The sequence below is a fragment of the Asticcacaulis solisilvae genome (assembly GCF_017875235.1).
Classification (GTDB): domain Bacteria; phylum Pseudomonadota; class Alphaproteobacteria; order Caulobacterales; family Caulobacteraceae; genus Asticcacaulis; species Asticcacaulis solisilvae_A.
In genome coordinates this window covers 117,063-135,944 of sequence record NZ_JAGGMI010000006.1, presented here as the reverse complement: position 1 = coordinate 135,944, position 18,882 = coordinate 117,063, and the positions used below count along the sequence as shown (strand labels likewise).

At 61.8% G+C, this 18,882-nt stretch carries 18 protein-coding genes; 7 read left to right on the top strand and 11 right to left on the bottom strand.

Annotated features, from left to right (window positions below):
* Positions 1 to 20: 20 nt before the first annotated feature.
* Positions 21 to 209: a helix-turn-helix domain-containing protein gene (locus J2X24_RS11875; protein WP_209721549.1), complete on the top strand. Its 189-nt coding sequence runs from the start codon at positions 21 to 23 to the stop codon at positions 207 to 209.
* On the opposite strand, the gene rph is transcribed toward J2X24_RS11875, so the two are convergent.
* The 3 genes from rph to J2X24_RS11860 all read right to left on the bottom strand — a co-directional run bounded on the left by rph (position 206) and on the right by J2X24_RS11860 (position 1,622).
* Complete coding sequence (gene rph, locus J2X24_RS11870; protein WP_209722030.1) at positions 206 to 928, bottom strand: ribonuclease PH; 723 nt, start codon at positions 926 to 928, stop codon at positions 206 to 208. The genes J2X24_RS11875 and rph overlap by 4 nt on opposite strands.
* A 95-nt stretch (positions 929 to 1,023) precedes the next feature.
* The gene (locus J2X24_RS11865; protein WP_209721547.1) at positions 1,024 to 1,338 is read right to left on the bottom strand and encodes a hypothetical protein; all 315 of its coding nucleotides are present in this window, start codon (positions 1,336 to 1,338) and stop codon (positions 1,024 to 1,026) included.
* Complete coding sequence (locus J2X24_RS11860) at positions 1,332 to 1,622, bottom strand: hypothetical protein (RefSeq protein WP_209721544.1); 291 nt, start codon at positions 1,620 to 1,622, stop codon at positions 1,332 to 1,334. The genes J2X24_RS11865 and J2X24_RS11860 overlap by 7 nt, the downstream gene beginning before the upstream one ends.
* Before the next feature lie 206 nt (positions 1,623 to 1,828).
* Here J2X24_RS11860 and J2X24_RS11855 point away from each other — a divergent pair, with 206 nt between their 5' ends.
* The 3 genes from J2X24_RS11855 to J2X24_RS11845 all read left to right on the top strand — a co-directional run bounded on the left by J2X24_RS11855 (position 1,829) and on the right by J2X24_RS11845 (position 7,592).
* Positions 1,829 to 2,848 (top strand): LacI family DNA-binding transcriptional regulator, encoded by a 1,020-nt coding sequence (locus J2X24_RS11855; RefSeq protein WP_209721541.1) that lies wholly within the window; start codon positions 1,829 to 1,831, stop codon positions 2,846 to 2,848.
* 380 nt (positions 2,849 to 3,228) lie between these two features.
* The gene (locus tag J2X24_RS11850; protein ID WP_209721538.1) at positions 3,229 to 6,012 is read left to right on the top strand and encodes a TonB-dependent receptor; all 2,784 of its coding nucleotides are present in this window, start codon (positions 3,229 to 3,231) and stop codon (positions 6,010 to 6,012) included.
* A 71-nt stretch (positions 6,013 to 6,083) separates the two neighbouring features.
* Positions 6,084 to 7,592: a tryptophan halogenase family protein gene (locus J2X24_RS11845; RefSeq protein WP_209721536.1), complete on the top strand. Its 1,509-nt coding sequence runs from the start codon at positions 6,084 to 6,086 to the stop codon at positions 7,590 to 7,592.
* Here the strand turns inward: J2X24_RS11845 and J2X24_RS11840 are convergent.
* The 3 genes from J2X24_RS11840 to J2X24_RS11830 are packed head-to-tail and all read right to left on the bottom strand — an operon-like array spanning position 7,581 to position 10,579.
* Positions 7,581 to 8,441: an alpha/beta hydrolase gene (locus J2X24_RS11840; RefSeq protein ID WP_209721533.1), complete on the bottom strand. Its 861-nt coding sequence runs from the start codon at positions 8,439 to 8,441 to the stop codon at positions 7,581 to 7,583. The genes J2X24_RS11845 and J2X24_RS11840 overlap by 12 nt on opposite strands.
* A 9-nt stretch (positions 8,442 to 8,450) precedes the next feature.
* The gene (locus J2X24_RS11835) at positions 8,451 to 9,215 is read right to left on the bottom strand and encodes a DUF1365 domain-containing protein (protein WP_209721530.1); all 765 of its coding nucleotides are present in this window, start codon (positions 9,213 to 9,215) and stop codon (positions 8,451 to 8,453) included.
* Entirely contained in the window at positions 9,215 to 10,579 is a 1,365-nt protein-coding gene (locus J2X24_RS11830) for an NAD(P)/FAD-dependent oxidoreductase (protein WP_209721527.1), read from the bottom strand. The genes J2X24_RS11835 and J2X24_RS11830 overlap by 1 nt, the downstream gene beginning before the upstream one ends.
* Before the next feature lie 183 nt (positions 10,580 to 10,762).
* Here J2X24_RS11830 and J2X24_RS11825 point away from each other — a divergent pair, with 183 nt between their 5' ends.
* From J2X24_RS11825 to J2X24_RS11815, 3 genes are read left to right on the top strand one after another with little or no spacing between them, the layout of a single operon-like run.
* Positions 10,763 to 11,356, top strand: coding sequence for a sigma-70 family RNA polymerase sigma factor (locus tag J2X24_RS11825; RefSeq protein WP_245344645.1), 594 nt, complete (start codon positions 10,763 to 10,765; stop codon positions 11,354 to 11,356).
* Positions 11,353 to 12,006, top strand: a complete 654-nt coding sequence (locus tag J2X24_RS11820; RefSeq protein WP_209721521.1) for a ChrR family anti-sigma-E factor — start codon at positions 11,353 to 11,355, stop codon at positions 12,004 to 12,006. Before J2X24_RS11825 ends, J2X24_RS11820 begins: the two co-directional genes overlap by 4 nt.
* Before the next feature lie 10 nt (positions 12,007 to 12,016).
* Positions 12,017 to 12,430: a DUF2177 family protein gene (locus J2X24_RS11815; protein WP_209721519.1), complete on the top strand. Its 414-nt coding sequence runs from the start codon at positions 12,017 to 12,019 to the stop codon at positions 12,428 to 12,430.
* Here the strand turns inward: J2X24_RS11815 and J2X24_RS11810 are convergent.
* The 5 genes from J2X24_RS11810 to J2X24_RS11790 form a co-directional block, all read right to left on the bottom strand.
* The gene (locus J2X24_RS11810) at positions 12,405 to 13,313 is read right to left on the bottom strand and encodes a hydroxymethylglutaryl-CoA lyase (protein WP_209721517.1); all 909 of its coding nucleotides are present in this window, start codon (positions 13,311 to 13,313) and stop codon (positions 12,405 to 12,407) included. The genes J2X24_RS11815 and J2X24_RS11810 overlap by 26 nt on opposite strands.
* Before the next feature lie 76 nt (positions 13,314 to 13,389).
* On the bottom strand, positions 13,390 to 14,556 hold the full coding sequence (locus J2X24_RS11805; RefSeq protein ID WP_245344644.1) for an isovaleryl-CoA dehydrogenase: 1,167 nt from the start codon (positions 14,554 to 14,556) through the stop codon (positions 13,390 to 13,392).
* A 163-nt stretch (positions 14,557 to 14,719) separates the two neighbouring features.
* Entirely contained in the window at positions 14,720 to 16,441 is a 1,722-nt protein-coding gene (locus J2X24_RS11800; RefSeq protein WP_209722025.1) for an acetyl/propionyl/methylcrotonyl-CoA carboxylase subunit alpha, read from the bottom strand.
* 2 nt (positions 16,442 to 16,443) lie between these two features.
* Positions 16,444 to 17,220, bottom strand: coding sequence for an enoyl-CoA hydratase-related protein (locus J2X24_RS11795; protein WP_209721514.1), 777 nt, complete (start codon positions 17,218 to 17,220; stop codon positions 16,444 to 16,446).
* 39 nt (positions 17,221 to 17,259) lie between these two features.
* The gene (locus tag J2X24_RS11790) at positions 17,260 to 18,867 is read right to left on the bottom strand and encodes a carboxyl transferase domain-containing protein (protein ID WP_209721511.1); all 1,608 of its coding nucleotides are present in this window, start codon (positions 18,865 to 18,867) and stop codon (positions 17,260 to 17,262) included.
* Between the last annotated feature and the right edge of the window lie 15 nt (positions 18,868 to 18,882).

Sequence of the window (18,882 nt, the reverse complement as noted above, 5' to 3'; positions counted from 1 at the left end):
TAAGGATTCGTCTGGCTGAGATGCTCGCCAAAAAGCGCCTGTCGATCGTCGAGCTGTCCGACCGCACCGGCATCAGCGTGCGCGATCTCGAAGTCTTGCGCGATCAGGCCGCTATGGCCGTACGCCTGAAGACGCTCGACGTCCTGTGCCGGGCGCTGAATTGCGGTCCGGGCGATCTGCTGGAGTACGGCGAAGAGGAGTCTCTCTAAGCCTGTTTGCCCAGTGCGGCGTTTTGCAGGCCGAACAGGGTCTTGCAGCCGGCGTGGGCCAGGTCGAACAACTCATTGAACTCGTCGCGTGAGAAGCCGCGCTTTTCGCCCGTCGCCTGGATTTCGACCGAATGGCCGCTGCCGGTAATAACAAAGTTGGCGTCGGTTTCGGCGGTTGAATCCTCGTCGTAATCGAGATCGAGCACCGGTGTGTCGGCATAGATGCCGCACGAAATCGCGGCGATCTGGTCGAGGATCGGCGATTTTTCGATCAGCTTGTCGGCCACCAGCTTGTCGCACGCCTGCGACAGCGCCACCCAGGCGCCGGTAATCGAGGCGGTACGGGTGCCGCCATCGGCCTGGATGACGTCGCAGTCGATGGTGATCTGGCGTTCGCCCAAGGCCTTCAGGTCAATGACCGCGCGCATCGAGCGGCCGATCAGGCGCTGGATTTCCTGGGTACGACCCGACTGTTTGCCGGCGGCGGCTTCGCGGCGTGAGCGCGTGTGGGTCGACCGCGGCAGCATGCCGTATTCCGCCGTCACCCAGCCCTGGCCCTTGCCCTTCAGGAAGGGGGGAACGCCCTGTTCGACCGAAGCGGTGACCAGCACCTTGGTGTGGCCGAAGCTGACCAGGCACGACCCTTCCGCATAGCGCGTCACGCCCGTCTCGATGATAACCTCGCGCAGCTGGTCCGGCTTGCGGTTGGACGGGCGGATGGTCTTGAGGGCGGACAGGGCTTCGAATTGCGACATGTAAAGGCCTTTGCGGTGATGCGTCTGCCTATCAGGTCGCGCGACGTTGCGTAAAGTCCCTATTGATCTTTCTTTTGACCTGTCCGGCCTTCCGGCGGCACGGGAATGTCGCTGCGGATGGCGCTCTTGCAGGCCGCGTCGGCGCAGACATATTGCGCGCCGTTATAGGTGCCCGTCGTATCGCCCTTGTCGATGACGCCCTTGGCCTTGATCTGCGGCGGCGTGTCCGGCTGGTCGGCGTAGGAATAGACCTTTTGCGGCGGAGGTGGCGGCGAGGTCATGTCGGCCGTCTGTGGCCCGTTCATGGCCTCGAGTTCGGCGCAGGCGCCAAGAGCCAGCAGCAGGCCGCAGGTGAGCAGGCCGCGAATCACCATGACGTGCGGAACGGACGCGTGTCCGCCTCCATCGGCGTGCGCGTATTGTAGACGGGCGAAACAACCTTGCAATCATTGTCGACACAGACATAGGCGCGGTTTTGATCGTCGTCGCGCGGCGGCGATATCCGGTCGGTCTGACGCGCCGCGTCCGAAGTCTCGTCCGGGCCGGCGACGATAAGTGCCCCGGCCGGTTGCGCTTCGGCGGCCGGCCCATAGGGCTTGGGCGCCGGTTCGGCATTGAGCGCGAATGCCAGCGCGGCGGTTGCCACCAGATACACCATTTTAGCCCTCCGTCTCTTTTGTTTCAGGATACGCCGATTTACGGCAATTGGAAGGCGGCATGGGCGATGTGGGCGCTTGGACATTCGCTAGAGCCTTCATTTTCCATACATTTCCTTGCAAGATTTGCAGCTTTACTGAAAGCACTTGCTTTTGCTGAACAAATTGCCATCATTATACAAATCAATATGTGCACAGGGGCATCGGCATGGACGGCGGCAGGGGCAAGATCAGGCTTGAGGATCTGGCGCGGATCGCGGGGGTATCGGTGGCGACCGTTTCGCGCGCTCTGAACGACTCGCCGGCGGTCAACCGCGTCACCAAGCGCCGCGTCTGGAAGATTGCCCGCGACCATTCCTATGTGCTCAATCACGATATGCCGTTGTCGATGTCGGGCAGCCAGGCGACGATCGCCATCGTCATTCCGCCGCCGCACGGCCGCGAGGGCCGGTTTTCTGACCCCTTCTACCAGGAAATGATCTCGGCGGTGGGCGAGGCGGCGCGCGACATGGGCTGCGACCTTCTGCTGTCACACCTGACGCCACGCAACCAGAACGACCTCGTCACCCTGATGCAGAACATCAAGGCCGATGGCGTTATCTTCCTGGGCCAGAGCTATCTGCATGATCGCTTCAACATGCTGGCCGGCACGACCAACAAGTTCATCGTCTGGGGCCAGGAACTGGCCGGCCAGAAATATTGCACGGTCGGCTCAAATAACCTTCAGGGCGGGACGCGCGCCACGGCGCACCTGGCGCGGCTGGGCCGCAAGCGCATCGCCTATTTCGGCGAGACCGAAGGCACTGAGATGAAGCAGCGTTTCCAGGGCTATCTCAATGTGCTGGCCGAAGCGGGCATCGAATACGATCCGCGCCTGGTCGTGCCGACCCATTTCGAACTGGCCTCAGCCGAAGCCTCCGTGATCGGGCTGCTCAACAAGGGCGTCAGTTTTGACGGCCTGTTCGCCTGTTCCGACATCATCGCCTTTGGCGCCATCCGCGGCCTGATGCGGGCGGGCCTGAAGGTGCCGGGCGACGTTTCGGTGGTCGGCTATGACAATATCCAACTGGCCAGTCTCACCCACCCCAGTCTGACGACCATCTCCCAGGATCTGTCACGGGCGGGAAAGCTGATGGTCTCAAAGCTGATCGGTTCGATCTCCAACGACGAAACCCATTCGGAAATCGTCTCGACCGAGTTGGTGGTGCGGGAGTCGTGCGGCGGCTGACAAGGTGCGTGACGACAACACTCGTCACCGGACAGCGTTGTCATTACAAATTACAAAAATTTGCAATTTTTTTCATGTTCCGTCAAAAATAGGTTTCGGCGGAATCATACACGCAAAAAGCGAATTCGACGCCATATGTCATACAATTATGGGTCAAATCTGGGCTTTTCACGCGAATGCGTAGCGCGAAAGCCACAAGATTACGAATAGTTTAAAATTTCGACTGCAAAAATTTGCAAGGTCTTGCAAAAACTCGACGCCACAGGGATATTGCCGCTCAGACGCCGGACTTAAAGAGCGTCCTATCGGGTTGAGACGTATGTGGTCGCGCGGACAAAGGGTCCTTAGCGCGGCAAGTCACACGGGGACAGGAGGAACTTATGCTGCATCCCAAGGCCCACCCGGGCTTGTTCAAGAAAAAACTGCTCACCTGCGGCGGTACATTGGCACTTATCGCTGCGGCTTTCGCCGCCATGCCTGCCACGGCCCAGGACACGCCTGCGCCGGCGGGCGAAGACAGCCAGACCGTTGTCGTCACCGGCATTCGTCGCGGCATCCAGGACGCGATCAGCGCCAAGAAGCGCTCGACCCAGATCGTTGAAGCCGTCTCGGCCGAAGATATCGGCAAGTTGCCGGACGCCTCGATCGCCGAGTCCCTGGCGCGCCTGCCGGGTCTCGCCGCCCAGCGCACCAATGGCCGTGCCCAGACCCTGTCGATCCGTGGCCTTGGTCCGGACTATACCGTCACCACCATGAACGGCCGCGAGCAGGTGTCGACCAATGACAACCGCTCGGTCGAATTCGACCAGTATCCGTCCGAACTGATCAGCCAGGTGCTGATCTACAAGACGCCGAACGCCTCGATGACGACCCAGGGCATCGCCGGCACGGCCGACCTGCAGACCGTGCGCCCGCTGGCCTATGGCAAGCGTGCCGCCGCCGTCAATATCCGCCGCGAAATGAACTCGGAAGAGGCGGCGATTGGCGGCCTTGAAAACTCGGGCAGCCGCTGGTCGTTCAACTATATAGACCAGTTCTTCGACAAGACGCTGGGCGTCGCCTTTGGCTACGCGCATACCGACTCGCCCTATCAGGTAACCCGCCTCGAGCCCTGGGGCGACGGCGACTTCCCGCGCTGTGACGGTGGCACGACCTGTACGGCGGGCGGCGGCCTGAACAAGTTCATTCTGGGCGGCCAGAAGAACGGTGTGCAATCGTCGAACCTGGAACGCGACGGCCTGATGGGTGTCCTGGAATGGAAGCCGAACGACCGCCTGCGCGTTGTCGTCGATGCCTTCCACTCGGAATTTGAAGAACTGCAGAAGATCGCCCGCCTGGAATATCCGCTGTGGTGGAGCTCCTCTCAGCTGCAGCCCGGCTACACGGTCGATGGCGACTATATCGACCACGGCGTCTTCACGGGCGTCAACACGGTGGTCGAAAACTATACCAATCGCCGCCAGGCCACGACCGACCAGATCGGCGTGAACATCAACTACGCCCTGAACGACCAGTGGACCCTGAATGCCGACTTCAGCACGCAGAAGCTGACGCGCGACGACATCATCATCGAATCGACCGCCGGTACCGGCGCTGCCGGTTCGGTCGTCTCGGACACCATCACCTTCGACATGACCGATAAGGACCATGCCTATAACCTGTCGGGTGTGATCGACTATTCCGACTTCAGCAAGGTCTTCCTGACCGATCCGGGCGGCTGGGGTGGTCCGGTGACCAACCGTGGCGGCTTCTTCCGCGCGCCGCACGTCGAAGACGAACTGAACATGATCAAGCTCGTCGCCGAGCGCAAGATCGAGTCCGGCCTCTTCAGCAAGATCGCCTTCGGCTACAGCCGCATCGAACGCAGCAAGGACAAGGACGACTACGCCGCCTATATGAGCCTGACGGCTCCGACGGTCGTCGTGGCGGAAAAGTACCGTACGGGCGTGACCGATGCCAGCTTCCTGGGCAATACCTCGGGCATGATCTCCTACGACTCGCTGGCCATGTGGCAGGACGGAGTCTTCATCCTGACCGAAGCCACCGACAATGACCAACTGCGCCGCAGCTGGTTTGTCGAGGAAACGGTCGACGCCGCCTTCATCCGTGCCGACATCGACACCGAGCTGTTCGGCATTCCGGTCACCGGCAATATCGGCGTCATGTCGCAGACGGCTGAGCAAAGCGCCGAATCAATCTTTGTCGGCGCGGGCACACCGGTTACCAAGGCAGACGGCGACAAGTACACCGACGTCCTGCCCAGCCTGAACCTGAACTTCGCGGTCGCCGAAGACGTCACTGTCCGTTTCGGCGCCGGCACGACCCTGGCCCGTCCGCGCATGGACGACATGGCCACTGGCACCAGCACCAGCGTCATCAACGATACCAGCCCGCCCGCGACCTTCCAGGGTCAGCCGGTATACTGGACGGGCTCGGGCGGCAACGCCCAGATCCGTCCGTGGAAAGCCAACGCTTTTGACCTGTCGATCGAAAAGTATTTCGGCCGCAAGGGGTATGTGTCGGCAGCGTTCTTCCATAAGGACCTGACTTCGTACATCTTCAACCAGACGGTCGCCAAGGACTATACCGGCGTGGCCCTCCCGGCCTCGTGTACGACACCGGTCAATATCTGCACCAAGGCCGACGCCAACCGCATGGGCTCGACCTCGGCTCAGGCCAACGGCCAGGGCGGCTGGATCAGGGGCGCCGAGTTCACGGTGTCCGTGCCGGGCGAGCTGATTACGCCGTGGCTTGATGGCTTCGGCGCAATCCTGACCGCCAGCTACAACGACAGCGAAATCGATCCGAACAACACAGGCACTCCGGTCAACATCCCGGGCCTGTCGAAGGAAGTGATCAACACGACGGTCTATTACGAAAAGTACGGCTTCTCGGCCCGCGTCTCCAGCCGCTTCCGTGGCGAGTTCACGGGTGAAGTGCCGGACTACACCAACTCGTTGCAGACGCGCCAGGTCCAGGAAGAAAACGTGGTCGACGCCCAGATCGGCTACACCTTCCAGGACGGTCCTCTGAAGAACCTCGGCATCTCGCTGTCGGGTTCGAACCTGACCAACGAGCCCTTCTACCTCTACAAGGGCAACAATGTGGTCAAGGAAGAGAAGTACGGCTCGACCTACCTGCTGGGTCTCAGCTACCGTTGGTAACCACACCGGCGGATTGCTAAACAGAACGCCTGCCGGTTTTCCGGCAGGCGTTTTTCTTCCAAGGCATTCATATGACTGAATCCCTGATCAAGCGCGTCATTATTGTCGGCGGCGGCACGGCCGGCTGGCTGAGCGCCACCATGCTGGCCCGTGTCCTCAACAAGGCGGCCGAAATTATTGTCGTCGAGTCCGAAGAGATCGGCACGGTCGGCGTCGGCGAAGCGACCATTCCACCCCTGGTCAACCTGTTCACGTTCCTAGGGATTCCCGAACACGACATGCTGTCGAAGGTCCAGGGCACCTACAAGCTCGGCATCGAGTTCGTGGACTGGCTCAAACCCGCCAGCCGCTACATCCACGCTTTTGGCAACCCCGGCCGCGATCTCGGCATCGTGCCGTTTTACCAGTACTGGCTCAGGCGGCACCTGGCCGGCCGGACTGAGTCGCTGTGGGACTATAGTCTGAACAGCCTGGCGTCGAACGCCCACCGTTTCGCGCCGATGAAGACCGTTCCCGACACGCCGGTCGAAGGCATCACTCACGCCTGGCATTTCGACGCCATGTTGCTGGCGCGCTATCTGCGCGGCATCTGCGAAGCCCAGGGCGTGGTCCGCCGCGAGGGCAAGATCACCGGCGTCAATCAGCGCGCCGACGATGGCTTTATCGAATCTGTCACCCTGGCCGACGGCGAGGCGATCGCAGGCGACCTGTTCGTCGACTGTTCGGGCTTTCGCGGCCTGCTGATCGAAGGCGCGCTCAAGGCCGGCTACGACGACTGGATGCATTGGCTGCCGTGTGACCGCGCCATCGCGGTGCCGTGCGAGTCGGCGGGGCCGCTTCTCCCGTACACGCGCGCGACGGCGCATTCGGCGGGCTGGCAGTGGCGCATCCCTTTGCAACACCGGATCGGCAACGGCCACGTCTTCTGTAGCGCCTTCATGGATGAGGACGAAGCCACGCGCATCCTGATGGGCAATCTGGATGGCAGGCCGCTTGCCGATCCGCGTCCGCTACAGTTCGTCACGGGCCGGCGCAAGGCCAGTTGGGTCAAGAACTGCATCGCCTTTGGGCTGGCGGCGGGCTTTATGGAGCCGCTGGAATCGACCAGCATCCACCTCGTACAGTCGGGCCTGACGCGCTTCGTCAAGATGTTCCCGGACAAGGGTTTCAGTCCGCTGCAGATCGCCGAATACAATCGCCAGACCAGCCACGAATACGAGCTGATCCGCGATTTTCTGGTCCTGCACTACAAGGCCACGGAGCGCGACGACAGCCCATTCTGGAACCACTGCCGGACCATGGCTGTGCCCGACAGCCTGACGCACAAGATCGAATACTTCCGCGAATATGGCCGCCTGATCATCGAGGACGCCGACCTGTTCCGGGAATCGAACTGGGTGCAGGTCCTGATCGGCCAAGGGATCGTGCCGAAGACGGCGGCGCCCTTGGCCTATGCGGTCGGTGAGGCGCAACTGGAAGAATATTGTGCCAACCTGCGCACCATCTACGGCCGCGCCCTCAACAGCCTGCCACCGCACGACGCCTATATCGCGCGGACCAGCCCTGCGTCACAGCACTGAGGCCAGGAAAGCCCTGGTGTCGGCGAATACCGTTCCCTTGCTGCGGAAGGGGATGGAAAACACCGCCGCCATGTCCTGGTGGCTCAGGCCGTCATAGAGCTTGAGCGTCGACGGCGTGCCCTTGTCGCGCAGAGCCTTGTCGAGATTGACGGCGTTCTTGGTCATGACGACGGTGTCGGCGCGGCTGTGCATCAGCAGGAAGTGGGTGCCAAGCTTGCGGGCGTGGGTAATCGGCTGAGTTTCGGCCGGCCGCGGCCAATGCCCAAAAGCGTTGCGCGACGCGTCGACGTCGAATGGATAGAAGTCGTAAGGCCCCGCCAGGCCAACCACCGCCTTGACGGGCAGATCACCCAGAAACTGCGGATCGAGCGGCAGAAGCGCGGCGATATAACCGCCGGCCGATTGCCCCATCAGGGCCAGACGTGACCCGTCGCCACCATAGTCCTTGGCATGCGTCACCGCATGTTTGACGGCGGCCGCGCCATCGAAGACGAAATCGGGATAGGGATGCTCCGGCACCAGCCGGTAGTCGGGTACGACGACGACATGGCCCATGGACGCCAGGGCATGGCCCATCCAGACATAGTCGTCCTTGGATCCCGATGCCCAGTTGCCGCCATAGAAGTAAACCACCACGGGCAAATCGCCCGTGGCGTTTTTCGGTGCATAGACATCGTAGCGCTGGCGCGGATCATCTCCGAAAGCGACGTCGTTCGCCACATGGCGAATGCCACCTTCCTTGGGAGTGAAGGTGTTGAACAGGCTGAGTGTATTGCACGCGGTCAAGGCCGCAGCCACGCCACCAAGCCCCACTAATCCCAATATCCGGCGTTTGGTCACGGCAGGCACTGTCAATCCTTAGAAACTGACGCTCGATTTTTCCGTTGGCGGCTTGGGACGCAACCTGATGCCCTTGAGGGCAATTTTCAAGGCTTCCCAGTGGATGCCGGCGACAACTTTCAGCGTCATCAGCGGCATGGCCCAGAAAAGCTTCCACAGCGCTTCATCGGTGATCGGCGTGCGTTTGGCCGTGAAGCCGGCAAACAGCATATCTCGCACGCCTTCGGCCGCATGATGGCGCAGGCGGATCTTAAGAGCGAAGGTCTCACCCGGCGCCGTCAGGTCGAAATCGTAGGCCATGTCGCGCGTATCCATGAAGGGTGAGACGTGCAGGCGCTTGTTGCTGTGCTGGCGGATATGGCGGGTATCGGTGATGACCGGCAGGACATAGGAATGGCGGTCGCCGAAGGTGTTGTTGACCTCATAGACAACGGCTTTAAGCCGGCCATCAGCACCTTGCGGGAAATAGAGGCTGATCGGGTTGAAGACGAAGCCGAGCACACGCGGCATGGTCAGGAGCCAGATGCGATCACCCTGGGCATACAGGCCCTTTTCACGTAGCATTGCGGCCATGCGGTCATTCAGGGAGCCTTTTTCGCCTTGTACAGGGCCGTGGTCGCGTTCGTAAAAGCTGAACAGGTTGAAGCGATTATAACCCAGGAAGTGCGTCTCTGGAACATGGTCGAGATCGACGAGAATCTGGAAGATATTATAGTTCAGCCGGTGCGGCCGAGGCGCGAACCGCTGGTGGATGACCTCGCCGATGTAGAGGCCCGGTTCCATCACTCGGCGGCCTGCATGATAGAATAATCCGCCCACGGATTATATTGGATGCGGCTTTTCGCCCAGTCGAAGTCCCACGGCCGGCGCTGACCGGTGATCGCTTCAGCGACCGCCAGGCCCGACTGCAGGCCGTCCTCATGGAAGCCCGAACCGAAATAGGCGCCGCAGAACCACGACCGATTCTTGCCCTGAAGGTTGCCCAGCCTTGATTGCGCGTCGATGGCCGCTGCGTCGAACAGGGGGTGTTCGAAGGTCGTGCGCTTGATGAGCTTGGCGGGATCGATTTCCCGCGTCGGGTTCAGCGTAACGAAATAGTTCTGCTCCGTATCCAGCACCTGCAGCAGGTTCATCCAGTAGGTGACGCACAGCTGATGTTCTGCCGTCTCGTTGCGTGTGCCGAGATAGTTCCAGCTCGACCACGCGGCGCGGCGTTTCGGCATCAGGGCCTTATCGGTGTGTAGCACGACCTCATTGGGCGTGTAGCTGAAGGCCCCCAAGGTCGCACGCTCGGCGCTGGTCGCGGAGTCACCGAGGATTTTCAGCGTCACGTCGGCATGGGTGGCGAAGACGACCTGGTCGAATTCGTGCCGTTCGCAGCTCTGGTCGGTCAGGACGACGCGGTTGGGACTGCGTTCGATCTTGGTGATCGCTGTCCCTGTGCGGATACGGTGCGCGAAGGACTTGGTCAGCGGGTTCAGATAGGCCTGCGCACCGCCGACGACGCTGCGCCACAGGATGCGATCGGTGATTTTCAGCAGGCCGTGGTTTTCGAAGAAGGCGATAAAGGCGCGGAACGGATAGTCCATGATCTGCTGCGCCGAGGTCGACCAGATGGCGGCGGCCTGCGGCAGCAGGTGGTCGTCGATAAAGGCGCGGCCGTAGTTGCGGTCTTTCAGGTATTCACCAAGACTGTAACCGGGTTTTGCGCGCGCCGCTTCGTCCTTTGGCGCCTCGCGGTAGAAGCGGACGATATCTAGCAGCAGCGACAGGAAGCGCGGGCGGAACAGGTTACGGCGCTGGGCGAAGATGCCGTTCATCCCCAGGCTGCAATATTCCAGCCGGCCGTCGTCAATGCTGACGCCGAACGACATGTCGCTGAGCTGGTGCACGACGCCGAGGTGGCGAAAAAGGGCAACAAGGTTTGGATAGCAGGGCTCATTGAAGACGATGAAGCCCATATCGACCCAGACCGGATTTTCGGCCGTGCCGGCATTGACCGTATGGCTGTGGCCACCGGCCTGGGCTTCGCTTTCGAAAACGGTAATGTCGCAGTGCCCGTTCAGCATCCAGGCGGCGGACAGTCCGGCTATGCCCGAACCGACCACAGCTACCTTTGGTCTCGTTAGGTTCGACATATCGTACATGCGCCAGTCTCCGTCGTATTTGAAAATGTGTACGCACCGTCCCTTGTCGTGGATCACACCTGAGCCCGTGATCCATTTGTCCGAAGGAGGCGTATCAGGCTCAAAGTCACCACAGGCGGGCGCCAGGCCCGGTATCCGAAAATGTCCTTTGACCGCGCGCTTACATTGGGGTTTGTTGCTCGCATGACCGAAACGGACAGCGCGCTATCGAAACGCACCCCACCGGAGGTTACGCCGGAGGTGCTTTTGGCGCGTATTGCCCACAGCGATCGCGACGCCTATGCCGCCCTGTTCCTGCGCTTTGCCCCCAAGATCAAGGCCTTCGTCATGGGCCAGGGCCTGACGGCGCAGGAAGCCGAGGACCTGGCCCAGGAGGCAATGCTGAGCGTCTGGCGCAAGGCGCATATGTTCGATGCCTCGAAAGCCAGCGCGGTCACCTGGATCTATTCGATCGCCCGCAACCTGCGCATCGATCTGGCGCGCAAGGCCAAGCGTGTCCGCGAGCTGCCGCAGGATCTGTGGCAGGGCGACGGCGACAAGGGCGCCGATGGCGAAATGATATTCGCCGAGGATGCCGCATCAGTCGCAGGTCTGCTGGAGACCCTGCCCAAAGAGCAGAAGGCCATTCTGCGCCTGTCCTTTTACGAAGACCTGTCGCATGGCGATATCGCCAAGGCGCTGGCTATCCCTTTGGGGACAGTCAAGTCGCGCATGCGCCTGGCCATGAGCCGGTTGAAGGCCGGCATGAAGACGTCAGTACCCGGAGAGCGTTCATGAGTTCCGTCCGTCACCATGTCTCGGAAGACCTGTTGTGGGACTATCACCGCGGCGCCCTGCCGCCGGGCCTGCGCCTGACGGTCGCGACGCACCTCGAGCTGTGCCCGCATTGCCGCGCCGAGGCTGGTGTGTTTGATGCCGTCGGGGGTGCACTGCTGGACGAAATCGAGGGTGTGGAGCTTTCCGACAGCGCGCTCGACTTGGCGCTGGCCCGAATCGAGCGCCCCGGAGACCCGGCGACATCCGTCGCGAAGCCGCAACATGCATTTCTGGCGGGGTTCGACCTTCCCGACACGCTGAATGCCGCGCGTATCGCCAACCGCTATTGGGCCGCGCCTGGTGTGTGGATGGCGCCGATCCATGTCGACGATGCGCCGAGAGGCTCCAAGACCTTCCTGATGCACGTCAGGGCCGGGATGACCATGCCCGAACATACTCATCGCGGACCGGAAGTCACCCTGGTGCTGAAAGGACGGTTCAGCGATGTCTATGGCGATTACAGCAAGGGGGATATCGCCGTGTGCTCGGATGAGCACTGCCATTCGCCCGCCATCCTTGATGAGGACTGCCTGTGTCTGGTCTGGCAGCAGGCGGCGATCGTTCCCAAAACCTGGCTGGGGAAGCTATTGCAGCCTTTCGCCCGTATCTGAGGATACTCTTATGAAGCTCGCCATTATCTACGCCATCTCACTGGTTGTCATGTTGGCGCTCGATTTCGCCTGGCTGAGTGCCACGGGCAATACGATCTATCGACCCAATATGCAGGGGCTAATCCGGGAAAAGATCAACCTGCTGCCGGCGGTGGGATTTTATGCGTTATTCGCCTTCGCAGTTGCCTATCTTATTGTGCTGCCGGCTGTCTCAGGCACTTCCATCAACTACGTCGATCTGTCGCTACGCGCGGGTGTGCTGGGTCTGGCCTGTTACGCGACCTACAGTCTGACGGGTCTGTCGGTCATTCGCGACTGGCCGCTTAATGTCAGTCTGATCGACATGGCCTGGGGTACCTTCGCGGCTGTCGCCACGGCCAATGCGACGGTGTTTGGTCTTAAGCTTCTAGGGCAGGTGGCCTGATCGCATTGGAGACCTTCGAGCGTGGGGGGCGCCCCAGCGCATCGGAAATCTGCCATGCCGCATCAACCAGCTTGGTGATATCGACACCGGTTTCGATCCCCAGTCCATTGAGCATATAGAGCACGTCTTCGGTCGCGACATTGCCTGACGCGCCCGGCGCATACGGACAGCCGCCCAAGCCGCCGACCGACGCATCGAATATGCTGACGCCGAAATCGAGCGCGGTCAGGATATTGGCCAAAGCCTGGCCGTATGTGTCGTGGCAATGCAGGGCCAGCCGCTCGGATGGGATCAGCGTCATGACCTGGTCGAGCAGCCGTGAGATGTCGGCCGGAGTGGCAACACCGATCGTGTCACCCAGGCTGATTTCGTAACAGCCCATCTGCAGCATCTTCTGTGCGACGCTCGTGACGGCCTTGGGTGAGATCCTGCCTTCGTAGGGACAGCCGACGACGCACGACACATAGCCGCGTACCTTGACGCCGTCGCTCATGGCGCGGTCCATGACGAAACGAAACCGTTCCAGGCTTTCGTCGATCGAACAGTTGATGTTGCGCTGACTGAAGGTTTCCGATGCCGCGCCAAAGATGGCGACGGTGGTAGCGCCGGCATCGCGCGCGGCCTCGTAACCCTGCAGATTGGGCGTCAGGACGGGGTAGTCGATGCCGTTGGCGCGCGTGATACCGACCATGACCTCGGCGGCGTCGGCCATCTGCGGCACCCACTTCTTCGACACGAAGCTGGTGGCCTCGATATGGCGCAGGCCGGTCTGCGACAAAGCATCGATCAGCGCGATCTTGTCGTTGGTGTCGACAATCTGCGCCTCGGCTTGCAGGCCATCGCGCGGGCCGACTTCATAGAGGGTGACGTGTGACGGCCTCATGCGGATTGCCCGTTAACTCCCTCTCCCCGTTTACGGGGAGAGGGTTGGGGTGAGGGGCTTCTTTCAACACTCTCAGTCATTTCGTCTCTTCAAACAGTTCCCGACCGATCAGCATGCGGCGGATCTCCGATGTCCCGGCACCGATCTCATAAAGCTTGGCGTCGCGCCACAGCCGGCCGGCCGGGTATTCATTGGTATAGCCGTTACCACCCAGGGCCTGAATGGTCTCGCCCGCCATCCAGGTGGCTTTTTCAGCCGCATAAAGGATACAGCCGGCAGCGTCCTTGCGCGTTGTCTCGCCACGGTCGCAGGCCTGCGCCACAGCATAGACATAGGCGCGGCAGGCCGCCCAGGTCGAATACATGTCGGCGACCTTGCCCTGCATCAGTTGGAAGGTGCCGATCGGCGAGCCGAACTGCTCGCGGGTGTGGACATAGGGGATCACCACATCCAGACAGGCGCGCATAATGCCGAGCGGCCCGCCTGACAAAACCACGCGCTCATAGTCGAGACCCGACATCAGCACGCCCGCGCCACGGCCTTCATTGCCGAGCACATTCTCCACCGGAACCTCGCAATCAGCAAAGACCAGCTCACCGGTGTGCGAGCCGCGCATGCCCAGCTTGTCGAGCTTCTGCGCGACCGAAAAGCCCTTAAAGCCCTTTTCGACCAGGAAGGCGGTGATGCCCTTCGATCCCGCTTCGGGATTGGTCTTGGCGTAAACGACCAGCACGTCGGCGTCGGGACCATTGGTGATCCACATCTTCGAGCCGTTCAGCACATAGCGGTCGCCGCGCTTGTCGGCGCGCAGCTTCATCGACACGACGTCCGATCCCGCGCCGGTTTCCGACATGGCCAGGGCCCCGACATGATCGCCGGAAATCAGCTTTGGCAGGTATTTCGTGCGTTGGGCTTCGGTGCCGTTGCGCGTGATCTGGTTGACGCAGAGATTGGAATGCGCGCCGTAGGACAGACCGATCGAAGCCGAGGCGCGGGAGATTTCCTCCATGGCGATGGTGTGGGCCAGATAGCCCATGGCCGCCCCGCCATATTCCTCGGGCGCGGTCAGACCCAGTACGCCGAGATCGCCCAGGCCCTTCCACAGGTGCATGGGGAATTGGTCGCTGCGGTCGGTTTCTTCGGCCAGGGGCGCGATTTCACCGGCGGCATATTGGGCGACGGCTTCGCGCAAGGCGTCGATGTCTTCGCCGTGACCAAATGAGAGGTGCGGGAAGTCGATCATGGCAGAGCTCCTTGGCTGCGAAGACGCCCCTCACGCGGCTCTTCGATCCACCCTCTGCCCGTATTGCCTGCCGGCGAAGCCGGGGAGAAGGAAAAAGCTCCCTCTCCACGCTTGCGGGGAGAGGGGTGGGGTGAGGGGCAAAACGTAAGACGATCCAACTGCATCAGTCTGTAATCTCCACCAACAACGCCTTGTCCGCCACCTGCGCATCGACCTCACCATGAACCGCAACGATGGTGCCGGCGCGGGGCGCCTTGATGGTGTGTTCGATCTTCATGGCGCTGAGGATCAGCAGCTTCTGGCCTTTTTCGACGACGTCGCCGGGCGCGACGAACAGCTCGATCAGCTTGCCGGGCATGGGCGCTACAATATCACCTGAAGCCGCCAGAGCCTCATGAGCGTCGCCGGCTTCGAGATGCAGGTGGCTGCGCGGTGGCAGGTTCATCCAAAAGCCCGACAGGTCGTTCCAGGGCGAGGTCGGATCGGCAACCTTTGCGTTGCCATTTGCTTCGACATCCGGCCAGGGCAGGGTCAGGCGATCGACATGGCGACCGATAAAGCCGGTATCGATCTTGGCGGCCGCAAAGTCCGGATCGGACACCACACGGCGCAGAAAGCCGAGGTTCGTCGCCAAACCATTCAGCCGGGTATGGATCAAGGCCTCGCGCATCCGCTTAAGCGCTTCCGTCCGGTCGCGGCCATGGACGATGATCTTGGCGATCATGGGGTCGTAGAAGACGCTGACCTCATCGCCCTGTTCGACAGCCGACTCGATGCGTGCAGCAGCCGGAAACTCAAGGCGCTCCAACCGCCCCGTCGCCGGCAGGAAATCGTTCTGCGGATCTTCGGCATAGAGTCGCGCTTCGATGGCATGGCCCGTGATGGCCAACTGATCCTGCGTCAACGGCAGGGGCTCTCCTGCCGCCACACGCAACTGCCATTCGACCAGATCGACGCCGGTGATTTCTTCGGTCACGGGATGCTCGACCTGAAGCCGGGTATTCATCTCCATGAAGTAGAAAGGCGCGGTCTCGATACCGTTGGAGACATCGACGATGAACTCGACCGTCCCGGCGCCGCGATAGCCAATCGCCTCCGCGGCTCGGACCGCTGCCTGACCCATGGCCGCCCGTAACCCCTCAGGAAGATCAGGCGCGGGGGCCTCCTCGATCACCTTCTGATGGCGGCGTTGCAGCGAGCAGTCGCGTTCGAACAGATGTACGACACGATTATGCGAATCTGCAAAAAGCTGGATTTCGATATGCCTTGGCACCTCGATATACTTCTCGATCAGCACCTTGGGATCACTGAAGGCGTTCTGGCCTTCGCGTTGGGCGGAGACGAGCGCATCGGCAAAATCCGAAGCCTGATCGACGCGGCGCATACCCTTGCCGCCACCGCCGGCCACAGCCTTGATCAGGACGGGATAGCCGATGCTGTCAGCCTGGTTTTGCAGCGTTGCCAACGTCTGGTCGTCGCCGTGATAGCCGGGCGTCACCGGCACACCGGCCTTGGTCATCAACGCTTTGGCGGCTCCCTTCAGCGCCATGGCGTGGATGGCGCCGGGCGTCGGGCCGATAAAAACGATACCGGCGGCTTCACAGGCCTCGGCAAACTCGGCGTTTTCCGACAGGAAGCCGTAGCCCGGATGGATGGCCTGGACGTTACGGTTCAAGGCCGCGGCGATAATCAGGTCGCCGCGTAAGTAGGATTCAGACGCGGCCGCCGGCCCGATCAGCACGGCCTCATCGGCCTCGCGTACAAAAGCGGCGTGGCGATCGGCCTCGCTATGGACGGCGACGGTGCGCACGCCCAGCCGCTTACACGTGCGGATGATGCGCCGGGCGATTTCGCCGCGATTGGCGATCAGAATCTTGTGGAACAGGCTCATTCGGTCCAGCCCGGCTTGCGCTTGTCCAGAAAGGCCGACATGCCTTCGCGCGCTTCGCTTGATGCCCGGCGCGCGGCGATGCGGTCGGCCGTCATGGCGGTCAGGTCCGGCGTCACTGGCTGGTCCGCAACGTCGGCGATCAGGCGCTTGGTTTCGGCAATGGCTTCGGGGCCGCCCAGGCAAAGCGCATCGACGATGGTTTTGGCCATGCCTTCCAGGTCATCGCTGACCTCGTGAACCAGGCCGATGCGCCGGGCCTCATCTGCGCTAAAGCGCTCGCCGGTCAGCATATAGCGCCGCGCCTGCGCCTGGCCGATCTTTGCCACGACATAGGGCGAAATGGTCGCCGGAATAATCCCAAGCCGCACCTCGGTCAGGCCGAACACGGCCGCTGGGTGGGCAATGGCGATATCGCAACAGGCGACAATGCCGGTCCCGCCGCCAAGCGCCGCGCCATTGACCAATGCTACGACCGGCTTGGGGCAGGTGCTCAGTTCGTTGAACAGCCGGGCGATGTTCATCGCGTCGGCGCGGTTCTCGTCTTCGCCCTGGTCGGCGGCGCGCTGCATGTAGGCGAGGTCGGCGCCGGCGCTGAACGACTTGCCGGCGCCGGTCAGAATAATGGCGCGGACATTGGCATGGCGGCCCAGCATATGGACGCAATCGGTCAACTCACGGATCAGCAGGTCGTTGATAGCGTTGTGCACGTCCGGCCGGTTAAGAGTCGCACGGGCGACGCCGTGCTTGTTCATTTCAATGGAGACTAGGGCCATGTTTTTCTTGCTCTAACGCTTCGCTCTTTGAGAGCAGGGTTACATCCTGAATACGCCGAACTTCGTCGGCTCTATGGGGGCATTGAGCGCGGCGGACAGGCCCAAACCCAGTACCCGGCGCGTATCGGCCGGATCGATCACGCCGTCGTCCCACAGCCGCGCCGAGGCATAGTAGGGGTGCCCCTGGGCTTCATAGGTGTCGCGGATCGGCGCCTTGAAGGCCTCTTCTTCCTCGGCGGACCACGCACCACCCTTGGCCTCGATGCCGTCGCGCTTGACGGTCGCCAGCACATTGGCCGCCTGTTCGCCGCCCATGACCGAGATGCGCGCGTTGGGCCACATCCACAAGAAACGCGGATCGTAGGCGCGGCCGCACATGCCGTAATTGCCCGCGCCATAGGAACCGCCGATGATGACGGTGAACTTCGGCACATTGGCGCAGGCAACGGCCGTGACCATCTTGGCGCCGTGGCGGGCGATGCCTTCGTTTTCATAGGCGCGGCCGACCATGAAGCCGGTTATGTTCTGCAGGAAGACCAGCGGAATGCCACGTTGGCCGCACAGCTCGATGAAATGGGCGGCCTTCAGAGCGCTTTCGGAAAACAGCACGCCGTTATTGGCGACGATGCCGACGGGATAGCCGTAGAGGTGGGCAAAACCGCAGACGATGGTGTCGCCATAGAGCGCCTTGAACTCATCGAACTCCGAGCCGTCGACCAGCCGCGCAATGACTTCGCGGACGTCGTAGGGCTTGCGCGTATCTGCCGGGATGATGCCGTAGAGCTCTGAAGCGTCATAGAGCGGCTCCGTGACTTCGCGCGTCGCCAGAGGAATGGTCTTTTTGCGATTAAGGTTCCCGACGATGCGGCGGGCGATGCTCAGGGCATCGGCGTCATTGGCGGCCAGATGATCGGCGACGCCGGAAACGCGGGCATGGACATCGCCGCCGCCCAGGTCCTCGGCCGAGACGACTTCGCCGGTCGCCGCCTTCACCAGGGGCGGGCCGCCCAGGAAGATGGTGCCCTGGTTGCGGACGATAATGCTCTCATCCGACATGGCCGGGACATAGGCTCCGCCGGCGGTGCAACTGCCCATGACGACGGCGATCTGCGGGATTCCCAACGAAGACATGCGCGCCTGGTTGAAGAAGATGCGGCCGAAATCGTCCTTGTCCGGGAAGACCTCGTCCTGGTTGGGCAAATTTGCGCCGCCGGAATCGACCAGGTAGACGCACGGCAGGTTGTTCTGCTGGGCGATCTCCTGCGCGCGCAAATGCTTCTTGACCGTCAGGGGATAGTAGGTGCCGCCCTTGACGGTGGCGTCATTGCAGACGACGACGCATTCGGTGCCCAAGATGCGCCCGATGCCGGTGATGACGCCGGCGGCAGGCACTTCGTCGTCATAGACCTTGTGCGCGGCAAGGACAGAGAACTCAAGAAACGGCGAGCCGGGATCGATCAGGCCGGCAACGCGGTCGCGCGGTAGCAGCTTGCCCCGGCTCACATGCTTTTCGCAGGCAGCCGGTGAGCCACCCAGGGCAATCCGTCCGGAGAGTGCGCGCAGGTCATCGACCAGCCCCTGCATCCGGGCGGCATTGGCCCGGTAGTCGCCGTCGGCGACGTCGATTTCGCTGCGGAGGGCAGGCATAGTCGTCCCTGTGTC

Bases quoted from the DNA above. Each gene is read 5' to 3' on its own strand.
- J2X24_RS11875 (WP_209721549.1), top strand. From the start codon at position 21: ATGCTCGCCAAAAAGCGCCTGTCGATCGTCGAGCTGTCCGACCGCACC.
- J2X24_RS11865 (WP_209721547.1), bottom strand. From the start codon at position 1,338: ATGGTGATTCGCGGCCTGCTCACCTGCGGCCTGCTGCTGGCTCTTGGC.
- J2X24_RS11860 (WP_209721544.1), bottom strand. From the start codon at position 1,622: ATGGTGTATCTGGTGGCAACCGCCGCGCTGGCATTCGCGCTCAATGCC.
- J2X24_RS11855 (WP_209721541.1), top strand. From the start codon at position 1,829: ATGGACGGCGGCAGGGGCAAGATCAGGCTTGAGGATCTGGCGCGGATC.
- J2X24_RS11850 (WP_209721538.1), top strand. From the start codon at position 3,229: ATGCTGCATCCCAAGGCCCACCCGGGCTTGTTCAAGAAAAAACTGCTC.
- J2X24_RS11845 (WP_209721536.1), top strand. From the start codon at position 6,084: ATGACTGAATCCCTGATCAAGCGCGTCATTATTGTCGGCGGCGGCACG.
- J2X24_RS11835 (WP_209721530.1), bottom strand. From the start codon at position 9,215: ATGGAACCGGGCCTCTACATCGGCGAGGTCATCCACCAGCGGTTCGCG.
- J2X24_RS11830 (WP_209721527.1), bottom strand. From the start codon at position 10,579: ATGTACGATATGTCGAACCTAACGAGACCAAAGGTAGCTGTGGTCGGT.
- J2X24_RS11825 (WP_245344645.1), top strand. From the start codon at position 10,763: ATGACCGAAACGGACAGCGCGCTATCGAAACGCACCCCACCGGAGGTT.
- J2X24_RS11820 (WP_209721521.1), top strand. From the start codon at position 11,353: ATGAGTTCCGTCCGTCACCATGTCTCGGAAGACCTGTTGTGGGACTAT.
- J2X24_RS11815 (WP_209721519.1), top strand. From the start codon at position 12,017: ATGAAGCTCGCCATTATCTACGCCATCTCACTGGTTGTCATGTTGGCG.
- J2X24_RS11810 (WP_209721517.1), bottom strand. From the start codon at position 13,313: ATGAGGCCGTCACACGTCACCCTCTATGAAGTCGGCCCGCGCGATGGC.
- J2X24_RS11805 (WP_245344644.1), bottom strand. From the start codon at position 14,556: ATGATCGACTTCCCGCACCTCTCATTTGGTCACGGCGAAGACATCGAC.
- J2X24_RS11795 (WP_209721514.1), bottom strand. From the start codon at position 17,220: ATGGCCCTAGTCTCCATTGAAATGAACAAGCACGGCGTCGCCCGTGCG.
- J2X24_RS11790 (WP_209721511.1), bottom strand. From the start codon at position 18,867: ATGCCTGCCCTCCGCAGCGAAATCGACGTCGCCGACGGCGACTACCGG.